Source organism: Qipengyuania soli, from assembly GCF_015529805.1.
Taxonomy (GTDB): domain Bacteria; phylum Pseudomonadota; class Alphaproteobacteria; order Sphingomonadales; family Sphingomonadaceae; genus Qipengyuania; species Qipengyuania soli.
Genome location: NZ_CP064654.1, coordinates 1,022,557 through 1,044,748 on the forward strand (window position 1 = coordinate 1,022,557; position 22,192 = coordinate 1,044,748).

Sequence of the window (22,192 nt, forward strand, 5' to 3'; positions counted from 1 at the left end):
AGCGACAGGCTCCGCATCCTGCGGACCGGGTTCGAATTGTCCCAGCGACGGGGTGAGTAAGGAAGGAACAGGGGCCCATGGAAAAGGTGCCGATGCTGGCAGAGGGCTATGAGAAGCTGACTGCGGACCTCAAGGTCCTGCGCGCCGAACGCCCGAGGATCGTCGATGCAATCGAGGAAGCTCGCGCGCATGGCGACCTCTCGGAAAACGCAGAATATCACGCTGCCAAGGAGCGTCAGGGCCAGGTCGAAGCGATGATCGCAGAGATCGAGGACAAGGTCAGCCGCGCCCAGATCATCGATCCGACTACTCTCTCAGGCGACAAGGTGATTTTCGGTGCGACCGTCACCCTGCTTGACGAGGATGACAAGCCGATCAAGTACCAGATTGTCGGCCAGACCGAGGCCGATGCGAACAAGGGGCGGATCAGCTACAATTCGCCCATTGGCCGTGCGCTGATCGGCAAGCAGGTCGACGAAGAGGTCGAAGTGACTGTCCCCTCAGGCGACAAGTTTTACCTCATCGAGAAGATCGAGTTCATCTAGGGCATCGCAAAGGGGGGGGCGAGAGCAATGGCAACACCACCAATCAGGCTGGTCGCCGAAAAGCGTGTTGCCCGGCATTTCCTTGGCAAGGGCGCAACCAGCGCTGCCGATGCAATCGCCTATGAGCCCGATCTCGGGAGCCGAAAGCGAGCGTTCGACCGCTTGAAGGGCCTCGACATCGTGCGTCCCGGCGGACGCGACCGCTGGTACCTCGACGAGGCTCGTTGGGCGGAATTGCGCTCTCAACGGCGGGGCCGCATGGTCACCATGCTCGCCGTGGGAGCCGCCATCGCCGCATTTGTCGTCACCCGCTGAAGCAAGCCTTCAGGCCAGCTGCTTCTCCATCGCCCAATTGTGGATCGGGACCATGTGATCGCCGTGCGCGATCTCGAATTCTCGCCTGTGCGTAGCCGTGTACCCCGAACGCTCGAAGGCCGGGCGGGCGAGATCGCTCGCCTCCGTATACAGCCTGGTGCAGCCGATCGCGCGGGCCTCCTGCTCCGAACGCTCGAGCAGCTTCTCCGCGATCCCGCGACGCGTATGATCGGGGTGGCAGTATAGATGGTCGAGGTGCCCATCGGCCTCGAGCAGCGTGTAGGCGACCGGACTGTCATCCGGGTCGGTCGCAACGAAGATAACATGCCCGGCAGCTGCGCGCTCGAGATACCGTTCTGGAGTGTGGTGACGCGCAAACCATGCGTCGACCTGTTGCTGCGTGTAGGCATGGGTTCCAATGTATGAGATCGCCGCCCCCATGATGCTGGCTAGAGCCTGGGCATCTTCGTCCCGGAAGCGGCGGATCGCATACTCCACCTGATCAGTTCTTTAGGCGCTCGGATCGAGCAACTTGTGCAGGTGCACGACCACGTACTTCATTTCTGCATCGTCGACAGTCCGCTGTGCATTGGCGCGCCATGCGTCGACCGCAGCGTCGTAGCTGCTGAACACGCCGGCAACATGAATGCCTTCGGGGTCGGCGAAGGTCACAGCGCGGGGATCGGTCACGCGACCGCCCATGACGAGGTAGAGCGTCTGCTTGCTCTCGGTTTCTTCCATTTTGAAGTCTTTCTCGAAGGGGGAGGAGGAGATTGCGTGCGCCCCATAGCGAAAGCGGCGCGACAGGCAACCCCGTCGCGCCGCTACGGCATGCTTAAAAAGTGGGCTCTCAGTGGGTCAGGCGCGTCTTGATGGCCTGAGCTGCACGCGATCCGCCACGCGTCGCCTTGCGAGATGTAGCCCGTAGGACCTCACCGGCGGCATCGAGCCTGCCTGCTGCTTCGCGACGTAAGTCACGGGCGGTCGAGGCTGCCGTTTCTCCAAAATCTTCGAAACGATCGCCAGCCAGGTGCGCTGCGTTGCTGGCGTTGTCGATCATGCGTGCACCGTATGCGAGGGCCGCGTCGGCAACGAGGCCGGCGAACACTCCACCACGTTTGCCTAGGCGGCGCCCCGGCTTGGTCATCGCGCCAATGGCGAGGCCGACGGCTATCGCGCCGCCGATGACAGCGTAGGGGTGCTTTTTCGTGAATGCGACTGCAGTGTCTGCGGCGTCCTTCGCCTGGTCGACCAGGGTTCGCTGCTCGTTGCGCTTCTCACCTGCCTCGATGCGTGCGCGCAGCTGGTCACGCTTTTGCTGGTCGGAGAGCTTGCTGTCGGCACTGATAGGGGTGACGTTGGCGGGTTTGGCGGTGTCGGCCATGATTTCCTCCAGAATATGTGTCTCGGCGATGAAACGCTAATCAGCGGCTCACCGTTCCTCCGCTTCGTCGCGTTCGGCTGCCGCATCGTCCGGTTCCTCGCCCAGTCCGAGCAGCGAAAGAATAGGATTGCGAGCGAACCACACGACCACTGCTGCGATTAGCGCCGCAAGTGCGCCCTTGTTGTCTTCGGCGACCTCGACGGCTTCTTCGTAGATATCGACTGCGCCCTCTCGCACCTTGTCGAAGGCGCGTTCGGTCAGGCCACGTTGGGATAGGCCAGTCTTGAGGTGTTCCAGGTCGGCCTCCACCAAAGCTTTGGCGGAATCGCGCAAATAGCGATCTTCGATCATTCGGGCGCGACGGTCGCTCATTCGCCAGAATCCTCGAATGCCGAACGGATATCTTCGATACGCCCCTTTAGCAGTCGCAAGAGAACGAAACCCGCTATGACTAGGAACAGGGTGACGATGCCGGTCGCGATCCACGGTCCCACGAGCGGGACCAGTGCGATTACGACACCCACGGTCGCGGCGATCAGCGCAAGGTGGAAGACCCCAAAGGCTCCCAAGCCAAAGGCTACCGCCCCGGCTGCGCGATTGGCCGCATAACCCGCGCGGCTCTTCTGGAACGCGACTTCTGCCTCGGCATAAGTCTTTCCGTCGTCGATCAGCGCGAAGATATCGTCGGTGAGCGAGGGACCGTTACCGGTGCCTTCCTCTTCCGACGGACCATATTCATCGGGCAGGTCGAGCGGTCCGGAAAACTCTTCCGACCGCTCGATACCTTCATCTCTCATCTGCAGCCCCTCCGCGTGGTCGGATTAGCGCGACCGGCGGAACAGGCGGGACAGGAAGAAGCCTGCAATTGCGGCGATGCCGATGGCGGTGCCGGGGCTCTTGCGGACGAATTCGCGACCATCTTCGACGAGGTCGTCGACTGTCTTTTCGTCGAGCTTCGCGGCATATCCATCGAGCGTGCGCGATGCCGAACGGGCATAGTCGCCATACTTGGCACCGAGGCGGTCATCGACTTCCTGGGCGTTTTCGTTGACCACGCGGCTGAGGGCGCGCAGGCCTTCGCCCGCCTTCACCTTGCCTTCGGTGGCCAGTTCCTTGCCCTTGACCTTGGCATCGGCTCCATAGGCCTTCGCATCGGCCACCCAATCTTCGCTCTTGCCCTTGGCCTGATCGCGGTAGGCGACAGCGCGGTCGCGGCCTTCGGCCTTGAGGGCGGCAGCGCCTGCCTTGGCTTCTTCGAGCGCGGCGTTGAAACGCGACTTCGCTTCTGTGCGGTTATCAGTGGTCATGGGAGTGGTCTCCTTTGCTTCACCCTTGCTTGCCGCGGGCTTGCGCGGCTTTGCGGTGGTGGACTTTTTCGCGGTGTTTTTCTTGGTTCCGGTGGTCTTGGTCTTCTTTGGCGCCCCGGTTGCTGGAGTGTCAGCCATCGTTCTTGTCCTTGCCCTCAAATTCGTATTCATCACCGCTACTCTTGTCGAACGCGGTAGTCCTTGATGCAACGCAACTTGCGCCCCGATGTTCCGGAGCATAGAGCGCCACCGACTCCCCATTTGGGGGTGTAATAGCTATTTACAACACCTTTCACCGGAGCGCCACTGGCATGACTGCGATCATCGATATCCACGCCCGCGAAATTCTCGACAGCCGTGGCAATCCCACGGTCGAAGTCGATGTTCTGCTGGAAGACGGCAGCTTCGGTCGCGCAGCCGTGCCCTCTGGCGCTTCGACCGGCGCCCACGAGGCGGTGGAACTGCGCGACGGTGACAAGGATCGCTACCTTGGCAAGGGTGTTACCAAGGCAGTCGAGGCGGTTAATACCGAGATACGCGACCTGCTGATCGGCGCCTTCGACGCCGAAGACCAGCGCGACATCGACCTGTCCATGATCGCGCTCGATGGCACTGCGAACAAGGGCCGTATCGGCGCCAACGCCATCCTCGGCACCAGCATGGCAATAGCCAAGGCTGCGGCCAATGCCCGCGGCCTGCCGCTGTACAGCTACATTGGTGGCGTGTCGGCGCACGTCCTGCCCGTTCCGATGATGAACATCATCAATGGGGGCGAGCACGCCGACAATCCGATCGACATCCAGGAATTCATGATCATGCCGGTCGGCGCGGACAGCCTGGCCGAAGCGGTGCGCTGGGGCGCGGAAGTCTTCCACACGCTCAAGAAGAAGCTGCACGAGAAGGGCCTTGCCACCGCAGTCGGCGACGAGGGCGGTTTCGCACCCGATCTTGCAAGTACGCGCGATGCGCTGGACTTCATCATGGCTTCGATCGAACAGGCGGGGTTCAAGCCAGGCGATGACATCGCTCTGGCACTCGACTGCGCCTCGACCGAATTCTTCAAGGACGGCCAGTATCTGATCGCTGGCGAGAACCTCGCCCTCAACGGCCATGACATGGCCGAGTATCTCGACGCCCTGTGTCGCGACTACCCGATCCGTTCGATCGAGGATGGCATGGCCGAGGACGATTTCGAGGGTTGGAAGGCGCTGACCGACCGGATCGGCGGCAATGTCCAGCTGGTCGGCGATGACCTTTTCGTGACCAACCCCCAGCGTCTGCGCGAAGGCATCGACCAGGGCCTTGCCAACTCGCTGCTGGTGAAGGTCAACCAGATCGGTACGCTGTCCGAAACACTGGACGCAGTGAGCATCGCGAACCGCGCGGGCTATACCGCCGTCATGTCGCACCGTTCGGGCGAAACCGAGGATGCAACCATCGCCGATCTCGCAGTCGCGACCAACTGCGGCCAGATCAAGACCGGCTCGCTTGCGCGTTCGGACCGGCTTGCGAAGTACAACCAGCTCATTCGCATAGAGGAAGAGCTCGGGGACAGCGCGGTCTATGCCGGCAGTGCCTGCTTCGGCAGCCTGAAGTTCTGACGGGGCACCTCTATTGAGGTGATTGTCACGCCGCTCCACCGGGGTTAGCGTTGAGAAAACGCACCCGGGAGAGAGGGTTTGGTTTCATTTCCGGCACATCCTGACGATGTGACGCCGCAATGGCTTGGCGAAGTGCTGGATGCAGAAGTGCGTTCGGTCAGCTGGAAGCCTATCGGTACGGGCCAGGTCGGCGACAGCGTCAGGTTCACGCTGGAAGCTGACGGCGCACCGCGCACCCTTGCTGGCAAGTTTCCGGCAGCTGACGCCGCGAGCCGCGGCACGGCAATCATGTTCGGTCTCTACCGCAAGGAGGTCGAGTTCTATCGCCAGACCGCACCGCATCTCGAAGTGCGCGTGCCGAACGTTCACTTCGCAGATGTTAGTGAGGATGGTGGCGAGTTCATCCTTCTCTTCGAGGATGTGGGACCTGCTCGTCAGGGTGACCAGATCGCAGGGTGCGGGATAGAGGATGCACGTCACGCCATGAGGCAGGCGGCGGCCATCCATGCCCCGAGCTGGGGCAGGGAGGACCTGCTTCAGGCAGCGTGGATCCAGCCGCCTGCCAGCCTGGGCGAGACGATTGCCGGTCTTTACCCCCAGGCCCAAGCGGTATTTCGTGAGCGCTATGCGGACTCGCTGGAACCAGAACTGATGCGCATTTGTGAGGAACTCGCCGAAGCCGCGCCCATCTGGTTCCATCGCACCGAGCCGCCGAAGTGCATCGTCCACGGCGATTTCCGGCTCGACAACATGCTGTTCGATATCGGGGGCGGGGCGGAACCGATCGCGGTACTCGACTGGCAGACCGTGACCATCGGCAATGCCCTCACGGACGTCGCATACTTCATGGGTTGCGGCATCGGCGAGAAGCTCTGGCGCGATAACGAAGATGAATTGCTGGACCTGTGGCTGGCCGAGATGACGGCTCACGGCGTGGAGCTTACGCGCGAAGAGGTCTGGGATGACTACCGCCGCGGCGTGCTCCATGGCGTGAGCACGGCAGTATTCAGCGCGGCTTTCGTCGAGCGGACGGCACGCGGAGACGACAACTTCCTGTCCATGGCCCGAGGTTCCTGTTCACTTGCACTCGCGCGTGACAGTATCGGTGCACTGAAGGAGACGATTTGATGGTCCTGACCCGCGGTGACGAATATCCGATCCACCAGACGCCTGAACCCATCGCCTATTCCGGGACGGACCGGAATTTCTACGACCGCTATTTCTTCAACGGCTATGCGCCAGACGGCAGCGGCTTCTTCGCGATCGCGCTGGGTGTGTATCCCCATCTCGATGTCATCGACGCACACTTCAATTTTATCCGTGACGGTGTGCAGCACTGCATCCATGCCAGCGCCGAACTTCACATGGAACGCATGGCGATGGCTGTCGGGCCGATCTCGATCGAAGTGCTCGAGCCGCTCAACAAGCTTCGTATCCGGCTCGAGCCGTTCGAGGGAATGGCGGCAGACGTGACCTTCACCGGGCGAGCCTTTCCCATCGAGGAACCGCGCTTCACCCATCGTATCGGTCCGCGCGCATTCATGGACTACACGCGGATGACCCAGAACGGCCGATACGAGGGCTGGATCGAGGTCGACGGGAACCGCCGCGATCTCGCGCCGGATACAATGGGCACGCGGGATCGCAGCTGGGGAGTTCGTCCCGTCGGGGCACGGGACCCGCAGCCCATGCCCGGTCACACATTTCCCGGCTTCTTCTGGCAGTGGACACCGGTCAATTTCCCCCAAGGTTCGCTGTTCTTCCACGTCAACAACGACGAACACGGCGAGGCTTGGAACACTCGGGCCGCATGGGCGGACGAGGGCGCGGAAGCTGCGCAATTGTCGGAAGGGCATGGCAGCATGCGTACCCGCCTTCACCAGGGCACACGCTGGCCCGCGGGAGGCACCCTATCGCTCGCCGTGCGCGGAGCTCCGGAACAGGTGAGCTTCGAACCGCTGGGGCGCTTCCAGATGCGTGGCCTCGGCTATACGCACCCGGAATGGGGCCACGGGCACTACAGGGGACCGCTGGTGGTCGAGCGTGAGGATATCCATCTGGAGGATCTCGACCCTCTGTTGCCCGAGAATCTCCACGTCCAGATGCCCGTCCGCGTTGAAGCCGGCGACGGGACCGTCGGTATCGGTGTGTTCGAACAGCTGATCATGGGGCCGTTCTCGCCGCTGGGGCTGACCCAGTTCCTCGACGGGGCGACCTAACGGGCGAGGAGCAGGGTCGCGACCCCGACGAAGATCAGCACTCCGCCGAAGATTTTAAGGCGGTCCGCCCTCTCGCCCAGGAAGAGGACCGCGATCACCAGCGCGAACAGGATCGAGCTTTCGCGCAAAGGGGCGAGGCGCGGCAGGTCGCCGATGGAATAGGCCAGCAACGCCAGTCCATAGGAAACCACACCCAATGCTCCGGCAAGTGTGCAGGACTTCCAGTTGGCCCGTGCGTAGATCAGGAATTCGCTACCTCGCCACGCGCCGAAACCCGCACCGATTCCTGCGCCAAGGATGAGAAATGCCCAGGCAATGTATGAAGCCGGGCTGGGGGCATTCCGCACACCGCCGGCGTCAAGAACGGTGTAGCAAGCCACTGCCAATCCGGTCAGCAATGAGTATCCCAATGCGGCAGGCGTCAGATGGCGACCGATTGCGCTGAGCATTATCCCGCTCACGACCAGTCCCATACCCATTGCAATGGGTAAGGTGATCGCATCGCCTAGAATGAAAACTCCGCCCATCGCTGCGAACACCGGAGCCGTGCCGCGCATAACCGGATAACTGGCGCTCATGTCCGACACTTCGAAGGCGCGGACCAGTGCGAGGAAATAGACGGCATGCACCATCAGCGACCCCGCCAGCCAGCTCCAGGCGCCAGACGGCATGGGGAAGAACAGCACGGCCGGAAGCACGAGCAGACCGCCGCTGAGGTCGATCAGCGCACGACGCGCCAGCTTGTCGTCGCCAGACTTGAGGACGGCATTGACCACCGCATGGATGGCGCCAGAGGCAACCATCATCATTGCGGGGCCGTCGATCATCGCATCATGCAGCGAAGCGCTGTTGCAGCGCGAACAGGGCGAGGGCGGCTTTCGCTGCCTCGCCACCCTTGTCCTTCTGATGGCGATCCGCGCGGACGATGGCCTGTTCCTCGTTCTCGACCGTGAGGATGCCGTTGCCGATCGCGACACCGTCCATGGTGAGCGCCATGATCCCGCGCGCACTTTCGCCGGCGACGATCTCGAAGTGATAGGTCTCGCCGCGGATGACGACGCCGACGGCAACGTAGCCATCGTAGCGTTCGCTTTCAGTCGCCAGCGCGATGGCGCCCGGAATCTCGAGTGCTCCCGGAACCGTCAGAACCTCGACTTCGTGGCCAGCGGCCTCCAGCGCCGTACGGGCACCATCGACCAGCATGTCGTTGAGGTGGTCATAGAAACGGGCTTCGACGATGAGAAAACGGGCCATGATCAATCCTTGGGAATGCCGCATTGGGCGAGTGTGTAACCTTGGTAGCGCGGATCGTCGCTGACGTCCGCAAGGCTCCAGGAGGGGTTCGGGAGGGCGGCGAGCTCTGCGCCATCCTCGAGTTCGATTTCGGAGAGCCAGAGCCCTTGCAGCGGGCCGTCGAACCTGTCGACCGAATAATCGAAACCATCGTGCGCGAGTTTGAAGCGCGTCTTGATCAGTTCGATGGCCGGTAAATCACACAGGACGCGATGCTCGGCATCTTCGATGTATGCCGTGACGATCGGTCGGGCGAGGGGATCAACGCACTCGTACTTGCGTGTCAACTTCCACACTCGCTCGTCCCCGCATGACATCTCGCGGAGGCGCAACCTGGTTCCCTCGATATAGCGATCGCGGATTGTGATCGGATCTTTCAACGCCTCGAGATCGATGCTTTCGTGATCGACGAGCCAGCGGCGCTCGCGTTCGAGGTGCGCGTACTTGGGCTCCGCAGCCTCGTGGGCGGCAGTCCTCATGCGCTTCAACAGGAAGCCTGAAGCGTTCACTCCGGTATCGGGCGCTCGCCCGTGACGGAAATGCCGTATCCTTCGAGGCCGACGACGTTGTGATGCGAGTTCGTTAGCAATTCCATCTCATGCACGCCGAGGTCGGCGAGAATTTGCGCTCCGACCCCGTATTCGCGCAGTTCGCCGCTGTCCGCAGGACGGACACCGCCAACCTCGTTCTGCAGGCTTTCCGGTCTGTTCGGCATCAGCAGGACGACAACCCCGCTACCGTTGTCGCCGATGGCTTTCATGGCCCGTTGCAGAGTGCGCTTGCGCTCACCCCGGCGGCCGAGGACGTCGTCGAAGATGGAAATACGATGCATGCGGACGAGAGTGGGCTTGCCTTTCTCGACCGCGCCCTTTTGCAGGGCGACATGCGTGCTCCCGTCGACGGCATTGCGATAGGTCATTGCTTTCCAGTCGCCGCCATAGTCGGAGACGAAAGCACTTTCACTGGCCCGCTCGACCAGGTGGTCATGCCGCATACGGTATTCGATGAGGTCGCGAATGGTCCCGATCTTCAATCCGTGGCGGCGGGCAAACCCGACGAGGTCTTCCAGGCGAGCCATGCTGCCGTCCTCGTTCATGATCTCGCAGATCACGCCCGAAGGGTTGAGACCCGCAAGCCGCGAGATATCGACTGCTGCCTCGGTATGGCCGGCACGAACGAGCACGCCGCCATCACGGGCGATCAGCGGGAAGACGTGGCCCGGCGTAACGATATCCTGCGCATTGCGAGTCGGGTCGATTGCCACCGATACAGTGCGCGCGCGGTCTGCTGCGGAAATACCGGTGGTGACCCCTTCGCGCGCCTCGATCGACACGGTGAAGGCTGTTTCATGGCGGGTCCCGTTGCTGCGGCTCATGAGTTCGAGGCCGAGCTGCTCGGTGCGTTCACGGGTCAGCGTGAGACAGATGAGGCCGCGGCCATGCATCGCCATGAAGTTGATGGCATCGGGTGTCGCCATTTGCGCTGGAATGACCAGGTCGCCCTCGTTCTCGCGATCCTCGTCATCTACCAGGACGAACATGCGCCCGTTGCGCGCTTCCTCGATTATTTCTTCGATGGGCACCAGGACTGGCGTTTCATCGTTGGCATCGAGGAATCGCTGGAGTTTGCCGAGGGTGTCTGCCGTCGGGTTCCAGCCATCCTCCGCGCAGTCGCGCAGGGTGTTGGCATGGAGCCCGGCTGCTCGTGCGAGGCCCGCCCGGGTCATGGAGCCTTCCGTGACGATGGTACGAACGCGAGTGATGGTGTCAGTGGTCATGCGACTCAGTCTATCACATCGTAATGTGATTACCAATTCCGCTACGACATCATTGTGTGATGGGGGGTGGTGGTGGACGCACTAGGGCTCGAACCTAGGACCCGCTGATTAAGAGTCAGCTGCTCTACCAACTGAGCTATGCGTCCACACTGCGGCTTGCCGCGTGGCCGGATAAACCGGCGCCCCGACTCGGGGGAGGCGCTCATATAGCGGGCCTCGCGCGGATTGAAAGGCCTTAAATGGAGCAAAATCGGGCGTCAGGAAAAATATATTTCGCGGCCGTCTTCGGTAAGAGTGATGGGCGCGCTCAACACATCGTGGGTAGGCATTCCCCGGGTAATCAGGCGCTCGTGTTCGAGCGCTCTCAATGCCACGAATACCTTCTCGAGCGGAGCATCGAGCATCCTGCGCAAATCCCATATAGTCAGCGATTTACCACGCTCGCCAGCCTTGCCGACGAGGTGAAATATTTCGTTGCCCAGTTCGATCGATGACCGGACGCGAATGACGCGCATGTCTGTGTCGGACACACGTCGTCCGACGGTGGGCGAATTCATTTTTGGCTTGTTCAATTTGCGATCCCTTCGCCGACCAGACCTCTCTCCAAGGTTGATCGACAATGCCGCGCCAATTATCATTTTCGACCTGTCGCTGAAAGTAGCAAAGCCGGGGGACAGCCGGCGGCTACCCGGGAGAGGGGTATGCTCGACACGCTGCTCGAAATCGAAAAACTCACCGATGTCGGTGCGGTGCTCTTGCTCGCCAGCGAGTTCGCATCTGGCCTTGGTGCCGTGCGACAGAGTTACCATTTTTCCCCGGTTCTGGATTCGGCCAACTCGGATCGTACTGCCGTTGTGGCCTCGGGGTTCGCAGACGAGTGGATGGACCTCTACCATCGGGATTTTCGAAGCCACGATCCGATCCCTGAACGGACCATGCGCCATGGTCAGCGGATCAGTTGGCGCGAGGCGATGGAACTGGAAGAGAATACTCCCGAACATGAGGCCTACTTCTCGGCGATGCGAGACCACGGATTACATCACGGGTTCGGCCTCCCCCTGTTTGGCCCCGGCGGACGCGAGGCTTACGCAAGTTTCGACTTCGATCGTCCGATGGAGAGTGCAGACGCCCCTATGCTGGCCAAGCTGGGTGCGGTAGCCCAGGCATCGCAGGCGCGGGTTAGCCGCCTGCTCAACGAAGGACGTGAAAGCCCGGTTCTGTCTGACCGGGAGACCGAGGTGCTGCGGTGGCTGGCGCGGGGAAAATCGGTGACCGAGATTGCGACCATCCTCGACCTCTCGCCTGAGACGGTCCGGACTTATTCGAAGAGGCTTCACGACAAGCTGGGCGCCCACAACCGCGTGGGTGCGATTATCCGTGCGCTGAAGTTGAACCTGCTTCGGCTCTAGCCCGACAGTCCCGAGCGAGGCGCCATCTGGTTCCAGCGGTTGACCATCATCAGTGATCCCAAGCAGATCATGTTCGTCATCATGGAGCTACCGCCGTGGCTCATGAAGGGGAGTGGAATGCCCACCACCGGTGCGAGCCCCATGACCATCATCAAATTGATGGCTACGTAGAAGAAGACGGTCGCTGTCATCCCGGTCGCCAGCAACTTGCCGAAGCGGTCGTTGCTGTTGCGAGCGACGGAAAGGCCCCAGCTGAGGATGAGGGCGAATGCGCCCAGCACCACCAACCCGCCAATAAATCCCCACTCTTCCGCCATCGTGGCGAAAATGAAGTCGGTATGCGGTTCCGGTAGGTAGTTCAGGTGACTTTGCGACCCCTCGTTGAAGCCCTTGCCCGAAAAGCCGCCAGAACCGATCGCGATCTTTGACTGGGTAATGTGATAGCCGTCGCCCAGCGGATCGCTTTCCGGATCGAGGAAGGTGAAGACGCGCTTTTGCTGGTATTCCTTGAGTCCGAAGAAGAAGGCGAGCGGGGCAATCACCGCGCCTGCTGCACCTGCTCCCACGAACCAACGCAGCGGCAGTCCGGCGACGAACATTACGATCGCGCCACCGAAGCCGATAGCAAGCGATGTCCCAAGGTCGGGCTGCAGCAGGACGAGAGCCATGGGCAGCCCAATGATCGCGCCCGCAGGAACGAGCGAACGCCAGGTCGGAACCATACCGACGGGCAAGCTGGCATAGAACCGGGCCAGTACCAGGACGATGGCGGGCTTCATCAACTCCGACGGCTGTAACTGCATGAAACCGAGGTCGAGCCATCGCTGGCTGCCACCACCAACGAAACCGACCGCTTCAACGATCACCAGCAGGAGGACGATCACGCCATAAATCGGAAAGGCGAAGAACATCGCGAGATCGCGGGAAAACCTGCTGAGGACGAAAGCCATCGTCAGGAAGACGCAAAAACGCATGAGGTGCGACAGGGCGTAGGGAGTCCATGACCCGCCTGCAGCCGAGTAGAGCACCAAAGCGCCGAAACAAATCAGCGTCACCAGCGGGAACAGCATCTGCCAAGGCTGCCGAGCGATAGGGGCAGGGACGATACCTGTCATTGCGGCCCGGGGGTACCAGTGGCTGGAGTTGTGGTCGGGACGCCAGCCGCCGCATCTGTCGCAACTGGCGCTGGGTCAATTATCGAGGAAGGCGGGGGACTGTCTTCGTGCGGCTGCGTGTCATTGCGCGGTCGCACAGTCTCACCTGCGATTTCTTCCTGTCGCCGCGCGTCGATCCGTGCCTCTGCCTCAACCTGGTCGAAGATGTCCTCGTCACGTGCAGGAACTGGCTTTACGGATTCACCGGCTGCAGCGGCATATGCGCGATACCGTGCATCGAGCCGTTGTTGCGCGGTACCGCCCCACTGCGCTTCCATTGAGCGCAGGGCATCCATTCCCTTCGCGGGATCGAACAGGAACGTCATGACGTCCCTTGCAATCGGATAGGCCGCACCCGACCCCCCGCCGTGCTCGATGACGACAGCACCGGCGTACTTCGGTTTGTCGAACGGGGCGAAGAAGATGAACAAGCCGTGGTCCCGATACTTCCATGGTCCCGATTTACCGTTCGACAGGTTCAGGCCGACGACCTGCGCCGTCCCGGTCTTTCCAGCCATCATCACGTCGGGAATGGGCAGGCGCGCCCTTCCGGCCGTTCCTGGACCGTTGACGACATCGCTCATGGCCTGTCGGACATAGCGCACATGCTCTTCATTGAAGTCGGCCTTCGCGAAGCGGGTCGATTCCTTCTTGAGCAGGTTAGGCGCAAGGTGCCGGCCGGTCGCCAGTCGTCCTGCCATGACCGCCAGCTGCAAGGGATTGGCAAGCATGTAGCCTTGCCCGATCGTGGCGTTGACCGTGTCGAAGGTCTGCCATTCGCGACCGTACTTCTTGAGCTTCCACGCAGGGTCGGGAACTGTGCCGTAGAACTGGCTTGCCACGGGCAGATCGAATTGCTGTCCCATCCCGCAGGTACGGGCCATCGCGGCGATGGGGTCCATGCCAATCCGCTGCGCGAAGTGGTAGAAATACACGTCGCAGGATTGGTAGATGCCCTTGGCCATATTGACCATTCCGTGCCCGCGACGGTTCCAGCAGCCGAAAACGCGGTTCCCCACCCGTAGTCCGCCTCCGCAGAAGACCGACTCGTCCGGGTCAAGACCGGCCTTGAGGAAGGACATCGAGACCATCGGCTTCACGGTCGAGCCTGGGGGATACAGCCCCTTCAATACCTTGTTGCGCAGCGGAACGCGCTCATCCTCGCTAAGCATTGCGTATTCAACTCGACCGATGCCTTGCGAAAAGCTGTTGGGGTCGAAGCTCGGCATGGATGCCATGCAGAGGATGTCACCGCTTTCGCAGTCCAGCACCACTACCGAGCCGCTCTCCAGCCCGATGCGACGCGCGGCATAGTCCTGCAGTGGCCCGTCGATGGTCAGCTGCACCGGATCGCCCTGGATATCTTCGCGCGTTTCGAGGTCGCGTACGATGCGGCCGGATGCAGTCACTTCTACGCGCCGCCCGCCGGGGATCCCGCGCAGTTCCTGCTCGAACTGCTTTTCCAGCCCATCCTTGCCGATTTTGTAGCCGGGCGTGACGAGCAGTGGATTGCGATCCTGCTCCTTGAATTCCTCGGCATTAGCTGCGCCGACGTAGCCGATAAGATGACCTACCGAAGGTCCCGTCGGATAGTAGCGAGAAAAGCCGCGTTGGGGCACGACGCCGGGAAGATCGGGCAACCGGACGCTGACAGCCGCGAATTGTTCGTATTTCAGTCCAGACGCCACCTCGACAGGCTGGAAACCAGGAGAATCGTCGAACGCCTTGCGAACGTCTGCAGCCTGGTTCTTGTCGAGCGACAGAATGCGGGTGAGTTCCTCCAGCGTCTTGTCCGGGTCAGGGGTGCGGTCGGGAATGATGTCGACACGGAAGTCCGCCCGATTTGATGCGAGCGGTGCACCATTGCGGTCGAGTATCCAGCCTCGTCGCGGCGGGATGAGGGACAGGTTGACGCGATTGCTTTCGGATTCGAGCTTATACTTCTCGTTCTCCGCAATGGCGATGTAACCCATGCGCGCGGCGAGCAGGACTCCCACCCCTCCCATCGCCGTTCCGATAACGAAGGTTCGGCGGTCGAAGGCATTGTCGAGCATCGTCTGGGTGAGGATGCTGCTCTGCCGCTTTTTCCCGAAGCGCCTCATTGCGTCCTCATCCAGCGCGTAAGGCGCAGGCGATCGAGGCGCGCGACCACGCGTGCGACGATGGGAAATGCCAAGATGGAAAAGAGCAGCTGGGGCACGAGAGAAATGAACGAATGAATCGTGGGAGTGGCGCCGGACAGGATCCAGCCACCGACCAGATAGGCCGCAATCAATATACCAGCTGTGAACCAGTCCTGCCAGAAACTGCGCCAGGGCAGGCGGGTTTCGATGATTTCGATCGCTATGAGTGCCAGCGACCATGAGAACACGCCGAAGCCGAACGGCTGACCATTGAACAGGTCATCGAACATTCCGAGCGGAAGTCCGGCCCAGACCGGCAGCAACCCGGGCCGCACCAGTCTCCACCCCAGCAGGAGGAGAAACCCGAGCGGTGGCATCATGGGAAGCGCGACAGCGATCAGGAATACAGGTAGGATCGAGGCTGCGAGCACGCTCAGCCAAGGTAGGACATTCGCAACGAGCGTCGAATGCGATCTATTGATACGGCTTCCATAAGCATCGCTGCGCGAACGCGGGTTCATCCGCTCCATCAGTCGGACAGCTCCTGTTCGACCGGCGTCTTGAGTGCCTCCACCGCTTCACGCTCGAAGATGGGTTCGACAGCGACAAAGTCTGTGGCTGCAGGATCGCTGACAACCCGTGCAAGGCCACCGTCGTCGGTGACCTGAGTAACGATGGCCACGGCAATTCCGGGGCGGTAATAACCGCCAGCACCACTGGTGACGAAGAGGTCCCCGGGCTTGAGCGGATTGATTCCGAGATTGATAAGACGGATACGCAGCAGACTGTCACCGCGTCCTTCAGCGAATGCCACGACTTCATCCTTTGCCCGGCGTACCGGCAGGACACTTTCGCTGTCGGTCAGAAGAAGAACGCGGGCGCTGTCGCCACCCACTTCCAGCACCCTGCCGACAATGCCGCGCGGTGAGCGGATGGGCATTCCCACTTCAACACCCTTGTCCCGACCTGCGCCAACATAGGCGAAGCGGCGCGTGCTCGATGCGGAGGATCCGATCAGGCGGGCAACCGCGACAGGCTTAATCGCCTTGTCGTCGAGGCCTAGAAAGGTCTTGAGACGCTTGTTTTCTTGGCGGATCGCATCTGCCTCGGCGAGCCGAATGCGCGCGATTTCCATTTCCCGCTTGAGTGCAGCATTCTTCGAACCGGCGCGATAGTATCCGGTGATCGAATCCCACCAACTCTTGCTCTCGGTGCGAACCGTGGCGCTTGCCTCCGTAGCAGGCGCGATCGTGTCGCTCGCACCGCTCCGCGCCCAGCCGAACAGGTTGGGCTGGAACAATGAGAGCGTAAGCAGCACGGCGCCGATGAGAGCGCCGATGCCGGCAATAATGTAGCCGGTGAAAAGGTTGTACTGCGCCCTGCGCGAATAGCTCGAGCGCCGTTGGCCTGTCGGCGCCATGGAAAGTCCTTCCTCAGGCCGTCATCAGCACGCCGCGATAGACGGGATCTTCCATTGCTCGACCGGTGCCGATCGCGACACAGGACAGCGGATCTTCTGCGATGGTCACCGGCAGACCGGTTTCCTCGCGAAGGTACTCGTCCAGCCCGCCGATCAGCGCGCCGCCGCCGGTGAGCACGATGCCCTGGTCGACAATGTCCGCTGCCAATTCGGGGGCAGTGTTCTCAAGCGCGATGCGAACGCCTTCGACGATAGCGCCGATAGGTTCGCTGAGCGCTTCGGCGATGTGCCCCTGGTTGATCGTGATTTCCTTGGGCACGCCGTTGACCAGGTCACGTCCCTTGATGGTGATGCTCTCGCCAACGCCGTCTTCGGGTGTGCGGGCGATACCGTAGTCCTTCTTGATGCGCTCGGCAGTAGCTTCACCGATCAGAAGGTTGTGGTGTCGTCGGACATAGGAAACGATCGCTTCGTCCATCTTGTCGCCGCCCGTGCGCACCGAGGTAGTGTAGGCAAGGCCGCGGAGCGAAAGTACTGCAACCTCGGTCGTGCCGCCGCCGATGTCGACGACCATCGAGCCTACCGGCTCGGTCACAGGCATGTCGGCGCCAATCGCTGCTGCCATGGGCTCGAGAATCAGGAATACCTGCGAGGCGCCTGCGTTCGATGCCGCGTCGCGGATGGCGCGGCGTTCAACCGAGGTCGAGCCCGAGGGAACGCAAATGGTGATTTCCGGATAGCGCAGCAGGCTCTTGCGGCCGTGCACCTTGCGGATGAAATGCTTGATCATCTCTTCGGCAATTTCGATGTCGGCGATAACGCCGTCACGCAGCGGGCGGATAGCTTCGATGCTGTCGGGGGTCTTGCCCATCATCATCTTCGCATCGTCGCCCACGGCCTTCACGCGCTTCACGCCGTTGATCGTCTCGATCGCGACCACCGACGGCTCGTTCAGGATGATGCCCTGATCCTGTACGTAGACCAGCGTGTTCGCGGTGCCGAGGTCGATCGCCATGTTCTGCGAACCGAGTTTGAAGAGATTGTTCCAGAAGCCCATTTTCGCTCGATATTCCGTTTGATCGTGAGGGTGGGAAGGCGCGCCGCGCGACCCGTGCGACAACCCTGAGGGGGATTGGTGGCGGCTCTTTAGCGACACAATGGGCAAAAGGCCAAAAATTTCCGCAATTCCCTTGGGTAAAAGAGCAACGTCTGGCCTCGGATTCGTGGCGGTTCGTCGCTACCCTGCAGTCTCATGCCTGAAATTCGCCGCCTGCCCGAGAATCTCGTCAATCGCATTGCTGCGGGAGAGGTGGTGGAGCGCCCGTCGTCGGCGCTCAAGGAACTGGTCGAAAATGCCATCGACGCAGGTGCCACGCGGATAGCGGTAAAGCTGGTCGACGGCGGTCTGGCGAGTCTCGAAGTTACCGACGATGGCTGCGGCATGTCGCCCGACGAAATGGCTCTTGCCCTCGAACGCCATGCAACATCGAAGCTACCGGACGAAGCCATCGAGCAGGTGGTCACATTGGGCTTCCGCGGAGAGGCTCTGCCGAGCATTGCCAGTGTCGCGCGGTTCACTCTCGAAAGCCGGCCTCAGGGCGCCGAGCAGGGTTGGAAGCGCGTCGTCGATCATGGCGAGCTGGTCGCGGAAGGCCCTGCGGCCCTGCCGCCCGGAACGCGGGTGCGGGTCGAGAACCTCTTCGGGAAGGTGCCGGCACGCCGCAAGTTCCTGCGCACTGCACGAAGCGAATATGCGGCATGCGTCGATGTCGTGCGCCGTCTCGCCATGGCGCGGCCCGACGTTGCGATCACGCTCGATCATGCCGACCGCAGGGTGCTCGGCCTCCAAGGTGGGGAGGGCTTGGAGAATCGCGTCGCCCAGATCGTTGCGCGCGAACTAAAGGACAATGGCGTTTCGATCGATGTCGAACGCGGAGCAATGCGGCTGACCGGGATCGCCGGTCTGCCAACCTACAATCGCGGCATCGCCGATCACCAGTACCTTTTCGTCAACGGTCGCCCGGTGAAGGACCGCCTGCTGACCGGCTCAGTCCGTGGCGCCTACGCCGACATGCTGGCGCGCGACCGCCATGCGGTGCTCGCCCTGTTCCTCGACCTCCCGCCCGAGGACGTGGACGTGAACGTCCATCCGGCGAAGACAGAAGTCCGCTTCAGGGATGCGCAGGCTGTGCGCGGCTTCATCGTCTCGGGGCTAAGGCAGGCGCTGGCCACCGGCGACAAGCGTAGCGCGCAATCTCCCGACGCGGGGGCAATGTCACGCTGGCAGGCAGAGCCGGTTCGCGAAGAGCCTGCACCGGCGCTGCGGTCGATCTTTGCCGGACGCGACTGGACAGCGCCGCAGCCGCGCGTTGCGGAGGCCAATGCCGTGTGGCGCGGTGTCGAAGCGGAGGTCATGGCTGCTCCACGGGGGAGGGCGGAGGAGGCCTCGCCCGTGACCGCCGAGGAACAGGATTTCCCCCTGGGCATCGCGCGCGGGCAGGTCGCCAACACCTACATCGTTGCCGAGACCAAGGACGGGCTGATCCTGGTCGATCAGCACGCCGCGCACGAACGTCTCGTGCTGGAGCGGTTGCGTGCTGCGGGAGCGGAGGACGCTGTCTCCCGGAGCCAGGCATTGCTGATCCCTGAAGTGGTCGAGATGGACGAGACATCCTGCGACAGGCTCGAGGATGCTGCCGACAAGCTCGCTGAACTCGGACTGGCCATCGAGCGCTTCGGCCCCTCTGCCATGCTGGTCCGCAGCATGCCCCACGCCATCGCAAGGACCGATCCCGAAAAGCTGTTACGCGACATCGATGACGACCTTGCCTTGAACGGCGAAGCTTTGCTGCTTGGCGAGAAGCTCGATCTGGTGCTGGCCACCATGGCATGTCACGGCTCGGTTCGGGCGGGGCGCCCTTTGCGCGTCGACGAAATGAACGCTCTTCTGCGTGAAATGGAGCGGACACCACGTTCGGGCCAATGCAACCATGGGCGGCCCACGTGGGTTAAGCTCTCCATGGAAGACGTCGAGAAACTCTTCGGGAGGCATTGATGCGGTTCGCAATTACTGTTGCCTTGCTATTGCTTGGCGCCTGTTCCTCGGAACCTAGCGAGGCGGACCGGCAGGCCGCAGTGGCTGAAGTCGAGGCAAACCAGGAAGCACCGCCGGAAATGCTCGACCCGCGTCCGATCCGCTATCCCGATATCGAGAAATACGGGCTCTATGGGGCGGGGTGCAACTTCGCGCCCGACGGTGGCGGCCTTGGCGCGATTGCGCTGGCCATGGCGGACGAAGGCTACATGAAGCGCGGAGAGGAGATTCTGCGATTTGCGGCCGACAAGGGCAGCGATGAGCTGCCCTATCTCGCGCGGCACAAGTACGACGGGAAGGATTATTCCTTCACGCTCGATCTCGACCGGGACAGCGGTGCGCCGACCGGTGACGAGACCAGCGACTATTCGGGAACACTAACCGTCAAGGACGGGAAGGACCGGGTCGTCTATCGTGCGACAGGGATCGCACAATGCGGCGCCTGACCTAGTCAGTACCCTGCGGGTCGCGGGTACGGATCAGGCCGTTCGACACCATCTCCATGACCGGTTCGTCATCCTGGTTGAACACGGTGAGTTTGCTCTTGAAGATGCCCATTTCGGGCCGGCTCGCACTGCGACGTTTCTCGATCACCTCGCTCTCGCACCGCAGGGTATCGCCGGGATAGACCGGCTTCTTCCAACGCAACTGGTCAACGCCGGGTGAGCCTAGGCCGGCCTGTTTGTTGGCTTTCAGGTTCTCGACGAGCATCGCCATCGTCATCGCGCAAGTATGCCATCCGCTGGCGGACAGGCGCCCGAAATGGGTCTGCGCCGCTGCGGCATCGTCAAGATGGAATGGCTGGGGGTCGTAGCGGGAGGCGAAGTCGATGACCTCTTCGCGAGTGACCTCGTAATGCCCGAAAGCTTGCTTGTGCCCGACGGCAATGTCTTCGTAAAACTGCATTGCAAATTGCAATGGATCAGGCGGCAGGGCTTAGCAACATCCAAATCGCCATGGCGATCATGGCAAGGTTCTCGGTCAGCGAAACGAAGCCGAGCGGCACGTTGCTCGATCCTCCGACGCAGGCGCATTTGATATCGCGTTTCTGGATATACACCGCATAGAACACGCTGACGGCACCGATCGTCCCGATGAACAGTGCGACCGGGATGGAAATCCAGTCGAACGCGTGAGCGGCCATCAGGACCCCGGCGCCGAACTCGAGAAAGGGGTAAGCGTAGGAATATGGCACCAGGCGTCGGCCCAGGAGGTCGTAACCGAGGAACATCGAAGAGAACTTCTCGACATCCTGCAGTTTGAGCATGGCGAGGATGACCATCGAAAACGAGATGAACCACTCGGCAGCGCGCATTGTGAGCGCATTCCCAAAGCTCAAATGGCTGACCGCCAGCGCAAGCGCCGCGGCCGCGACAAACACGGCCAGCACCGGAATGTAACTTGTCGACCCCGCCTCGGGGAGTGGCCTGCCAAGGTATTTGCGGAGGTCGGTGTAACCACCGATCCGTTCGCCACCGATGAAGATCTGCGGTGTTGTCGAGACAGCGTGCCGCTCTTTGAAATTGTCTGTCTGCTCGCGGGTGGTGAGGTGGTGGTCCTCAACCTTGAAGCCGTTCTTCTCGAGAAGCCATTTGGCTTTCACGCCATAGGGGCAAACATGGGTGTCCATCACCATGCGATGGATTTCGGCGGTCTTGGTGTCGGTCATCCTGAGAATGTCAGGCGCGAAATTTGGGTTTCAACCCCTCGGGCCCGAAATCTGGGATGATCCGATAACGCGCGGTCACGAGGCTGAAGACGCCGAACATGATCAGGCCGACGGCAACGAAAGTGTAGAGCAGGCCATTGTCGCGCAACGACAAGATGGCCTCGCCAAGTCCCTTGATCTGGCTCTCGCTTGAAAACCACGCACCCTTGATCATCGACCAGCCGATTATGGCGAAGACGATACTGCGTGCCGCGTGGCCAATCTGCCCGACCGTTTTCACGCCGCCAGGTGCGCGCGCACTGATGCGGTTCATGAAGCTGGCGGTCGCGGTTTTCTTGGCCTGCATGAATGCGCCGACCATGAAGCCAATGCCAAGAATGCCGATGAGCACCGAGCCCAGGTCCATCGACAAGACGGTGCCTGCCATTTCCTGGCTGCCACCATCGGTGTCCGAACTCTGCTTTTCACCCACGGCAAATTGATAGCAGGCGTAGGAGAGGAAAAGGTGTGCAACGCCGCTCGCAACATCGCCCACGCGCTTCAGCAGGCCCTTGGTGTCGCTGCCGTGGTGCTGGATGTCGCCGATTGCAGAGATGAGCCTGAAGCCTGCATAGGCCAGCAAGCCAATGGCCATGAGCCAAAGTAGAGGCGTGCCAAAGGGAACTTCCTGGAGATAGTCGTAGACCGCTGCGCCGCCGCCCTTGGCTTCACCGGCGGTGCTGAGGGCGAGATATCCGAGAAGCAGGTACGTAATGCCGCGCGCTGCAAATCCCACGCGGACCAGCCAGTTGAATTTCTCGGATTTGTCTACCATCGCCTCACTTCCCTTGTTTCACGCACAACGGCGCGAACCCGCCGAGCGTTCCGGGAAAAGGGAGCCGC

General features: G+C 61.6%; 28 protein-coding genes and 1 tRNA gene. 9 read left to right on the forward strand and 20 right to left on the reverse strand.

Annotated elements, in window-relative coordinates:
• The first annotated feature begins 77 nt into the window (after positions 1-77).
• Together greA and IRL76_RS05140 are read left to right on the forward strand one after the other, a co-directional pair.
• Positions 78-545 (forward strand): transcription elongation factor GreA, encoded by a 468-nt coding sequence (gene greA, locus IRL76_RS05135; RefSeq protein ID WP_200983716.1) that lies wholly within the window; start codon positions 78-80, stop codon positions 543-545.
• A 27-nt stretch (positions 546-572) separates the two neighbouring features.
• Positions 573-860, forward strand: coding sequence for a hypothetical protein (locus IRL76_RS05140; protein WP_200983717.1), 288 nt, complete (start codon positions 573-575; stop codon positions 858-860).
• 9 nt (positions 861-869) lie between these two features.
• Here IRL76_RS05140 and IRL76_RS05145 read toward each other — a convergent pair whose 3' ends face one another.
• The 6 genes from IRL76_RS05145 to IRL76_RS05170 all read right to left on the reverse strand — a co-directional run bounded on the left by IRL76_RS05145 (position 870) and on the right by IRL76_RS05170 (position 3,551).
• The gene (locus IRL76_RS05145; protein ID WP_200983718.1) at positions 870-1,358 is read right to left on the reverse strand and encodes a GNAT family N-acetyltransferase; all 489 of its coding nucleotides are present in this window, start codon (positions 1,356-1,358) and stop codon (positions 870-872) included.
• Positions 1,359-1,370: 12 nt separating this feature from the next.
• Positions 1,371-1,601, reverse strand: coding sequence for a DUF4170 domain-containing protein (locus tag IRL76_RS05150; RefSeq protein ID WP_200983719.1), 231 nt, complete (start codon positions 1,599-1,601; stop codon positions 1,371-1,373).
• Positions 1,602-1,710: 109 nt separating this feature from the next.
• Positions 1,711-2,244 carry a hypothetical protein gene (locus IRL76_RS05155; RefSeq protein ID WP_200983720.1) on the reverse strand — a complete coding sequence of 178 codons (534 nt, stop codon included), beginning with the start codon at positions 2,242-2,244 and terminating at the stop codon, positions 1,711-1,713.
• Between the two features lie 48 nt (positions 2,245-2,292).
• Positions 2,293-2,616 carry a hypothetical protein gene (locus tag IRL76_RS05160; protein ID WP_200983721.1) on the reverse strand — a complete coding sequence of 108 codons (324 nt, stop codon included), beginning with the start codon at positions 2,614-2,616 and terminating at the stop codon, positions 2,293-2,295.
• The gene (locus tag IRL76_RS05165) at positions 2,613-3,041 is read right to left on the reverse strand and encodes a phage holin family protein (protein WP_200983722.1); all 429 of its coding nucleotides are present in this window, start codon (positions 3,039-3,041) and stop codon (positions 2,613-2,615) included. Before IRL76_RS05165 ends, IRL76_RS05160 begins: the two co-directional genes overlap by 4 nt.
• 24 nt (positions 3,042-3,065) lie before the next feature.
• Positions 3,066-3,551: a hypothetical protein gene (locus IRL76_RS05170; RefSeq protein WP_246450010.1), complete on the reverse strand. Its 486-nt coding sequence runs from the start codon at positions 3,549-3,551 to the stop codon at positions 3,066-3,068.
• Between IRL76_RS05170 and IRL76_RS14530 the strand changes: the two genes are divergently transcribed.
• From IRL76_RS14530 to IRL76_RS05185, 4 genes are all read left to right on the forward strand, one after another.
• On the forward strand, positions 3,550-3,756 hold the full coding sequence (locus tag IRL76_RS14530) for a hypothetical protein (RefSeq protein WP_246450011.1): 207 nt from the start codon (positions 3,550-3,552) through the stop codon (positions 3,754-3,756). The two genes, IRL76_RS05170 and IRL76_RS14530, sit on opposite strands and share 2 nt — an antisense overlap.
• Before the next feature lie 106 nt (positions 3,757-3,862).
• Positions 3,863-5,152, forward strand: a complete 1,290-nt coding sequence (gene eno, locus IRL76_RS05175) for a phosphopyruvate hydratase (protein WP_200983724.1) — start codon at positions 3,863-3,865, stop codon at positions 5,150-5,152.
• A 78-nt stretch (positions 5,153-5,230) separates the two neighbouring features.
• Positions 5,231-6,280 carry a phosphotransferase family protein gene (locus tag IRL76_RS05180; protein ID WP_200983725.1) on the forward strand — a complete coding sequence of 350 codons (1,050 nt, stop codon included), beginning with the start codon at positions 5,231-5,233 and terminating at the stop codon, positions 6,278-6,280.
• On the forward strand, positions 6,280-7,371 hold the full coding sequence (locus tag IRL76_RS05185; protein ID WP_200983726.1) for an Rv3169 family protein: 1,092 nt from the start codon (positions 6,280-6,282) through the stop codon (positions 7,369-7,371). The genes IRL76_RS05180 and IRL76_RS05185 overlap by 1 nt, the downstream gene beginning before the upstream one ends.
• Here the strand turns inward: IRL76_RS05185 and IRL76_RS05190 are convergent.
• From IRL76_RS05190 to IRL76_RS05215, 6 genes are all read right to left on the reverse strand, one after another.
• Complete coding sequence (locus IRL76_RS05190) at positions 7,368-8,198, reverse strand: DMT family transporter (protein WP_200983727.1); 831 nt, start codon at positions 8,196-8,198, stop codon at positions 7,368-7,370. The two genes, IRL76_RS05185 and IRL76_RS05190, sit on opposite strands and share 4 nt — an antisense overlap.
• Before the next feature lie 4 nt (positions 8,199-8,202).
• Positions 8,203-8,625, reverse strand: a complete 423-nt coding sequence (gene ribH / locus IRL76_RS05195; RefSeq protein ID WP_200983728.1) for a 6,7-dimethyl-8-ribityllumazine synthase — start codon at positions 8,623-8,625, stop codon at positions 8,203-8,205.
• 2 nt (positions 8,626-8,627) lie between these two features.
• Positions 8,628-9,143, reverse strand: coding sequence for a CYTH domain-containing protein (locus IRL76_RS05200; RefSeq protein WP_200983729.1), 516 nt, complete (start codon positions 9,141-9,143; stop codon positions 8,628-8,630).
• A 26-nt stretch (positions 9,144-9,169) separates the two neighbouring features.
• On the reverse strand, positions 9,170-10,441 hold the full coding sequence (gene ribB / locus IRL76_RS05205; RefSeq protein ID WP_200983730.1) for a 3,4-dihydroxy-2-butanone-4-phosphate synthase: 1,272 nt from the start codon (positions 10,439-10,441) through the stop codon (positions 9,170-9,172).
• Between the two features lie 70 nt (positions 10,442-10,511).
• A tRNA-Lys gene (locus IRL76_RS05210) sits at positions 10,512-10,587 on the reverse strand.
• A gap of 111 nt (positions 10,588-10,698) precedes the next feature.
• Positions 10,699-10,998, reverse strand: a complete 300-nt coding sequence (locus IRL76_RS05215) for a hypothetical protein (RefSeq protein WP_200983731.1) — start codon at positions 10,996-10,998, stop codon at positions 10,699-10,701.
• Positions 10,999-11,142: 144 nt separating this feature from the next.
• Here IRL76_RS05215 and IRL76_RS05220 point away from each other — a divergent pair, with 144 nt between their 5' ends.
• Entirely contained in the window at positions 11,143-11,850 is a 708-nt protein-coding gene (locus IRL76_RS05220) for a helix-turn-helix transcriptional regulator (RefSeq protein WP_200983732.1), read from the forward strand.
• Here IRL76_RS05220 and rodA read toward each other — a convergent pair.
• The 5 genes from rodA to IRL76_RS05245 form a co-directional block, all read right to left on the reverse strand.
• Entirely contained in the window at positions 11,847-12,965 is a 1,119-nt protein-coding gene (rodA, locus tag IRL76_RS05225) for a rod shape-determining protein RodA (protein WP_200983733.1), read from the reverse strand. The two genes, IRL76_RS05220 and rodA, sit on opposite strands and share 4 nt — an antisense overlap.
• Positions 12,962-15,106, reverse strand: a complete 2,145-nt coding sequence (gene mrdA / locus IRL76_RS05230; protein ID WP_200983734.1) for a penicillin-binding protein 2 — start codon at positions 15,104-15,106, stop codon at positions 12,962-12,964. Before mrdA ends, rodA begins: the two co-directional genes overlap by 4 nt.
• Complete coding sequence (locus tag IRL76_RS05235; RefSeq protein WP_343072320.1) at positions 15,103-15,558, reverse strand: rod shape-determining protein MreD; 456 nt, start codon at positions 15,556-15,558, stop codon at positions 15,103-15,105. The genes mrdA and IRL76_RS05235 overlap by 4 nt, the downstream gene beginning before the upstream one ends.
• Before the next feature lie 98 nt (positions 15,559-15,656).
• The gene (locus IRL76_RS05240; RefSeq protein ID WP_200983736.1) at positions 15,657-16,547 is read right to left on the reverse strand and encodes a rod shape-determining protein MreC; all 891 of its coding nucleotides are present in this window, start codon (positions 16,545-16,547) and stop codon (positions 15,657-15,659) included.
• Between the two features lie 13 nt (positions 16,548-16,560).
• The gene (locus IRL76_RS05245; RefSeq protein ID WP_200983737.1) at positions 16,561-17,604 is read right to left on the reverse strand and encodes a rod shape-determining protein; all 1,044 of its coding nucleotides are present in this window, start codon (positions 17,602-17,604) and stop codon (positions 16,561-16,563) included.
• Positions 17,605-17,799: 195 nt separating this feature from the next.
• Between IRL76_RS05245 and mutL the strand changes: the two genes are divergently transcribed.
• Positions 17,800-19,602 (forward strand): DNA mismatch repair endonuclease MutL, encoded by a 1,803-nt coding sequence (gene mutL, locus IRL76_RS05250; protein WP_200983738.1) that lies wholly within the window; start codon positions 17,800-17,802, stop codon positions 19,600-19,602.
• Positions 19,602-20,087, forward strand: a complete 486-nt coding sequence (locus IRL76_RS05255) for a hypothetical protein (RefSeq protein ID WP_200983739.1) — start codon at positions 19,602-19,604, stop codon at positions 20,085-20,087. Before mutL ends, IRL76_RS05255 begins: the two co-directional genes overlap by 1 nt.
• 1 nt (position 20,088) lies before the next feature.
• On the opposite strand, the gene IRL76_RS05260 is transcribed toward IRL76_RS05255, so the two are convergent.
• From IRL76_RS05260 to IRL76_RS05270, 3 genes are read right to left on the reverse strand one after another with little or no spacing between them, the layout of a single operon-like run.
• Entirely contained in the window at positions 20,089-20,547 is a 459-nt protein-coding gene (locus IRL76_RS05260; protein WP_200983740.1) for a MaoC family dehydratase, read from the reverse strand.
• 16 nt (positions 20,548-20,563) lie between these two features.
• Positions 20,564-21,310, reverse strand: coding sequence for a MauE/DoxX family redox-associated membrane protein (locus IRL76_RS05265; RefSeq protein ID WP_246450012.1), 747 nt, complete (start codon positions 21,308-21,310; stop codon positions 20,564-20,566).
• Positions 21,311-21,320: 10 nt separating this feature from the next.
• Complete coding sequence (locus tag IRL76_RS05270; RefSeq protein WP_200983741.1) at positions 21,321-22,124, reverse strand: DUF1206 domain-containing protein; 804 nt, start codon at positions 22,122-22,124, stop codon at positions 21,321-21,323.
• Positions 22,125-22,192 lie beyond the last annotated feature (68 nt).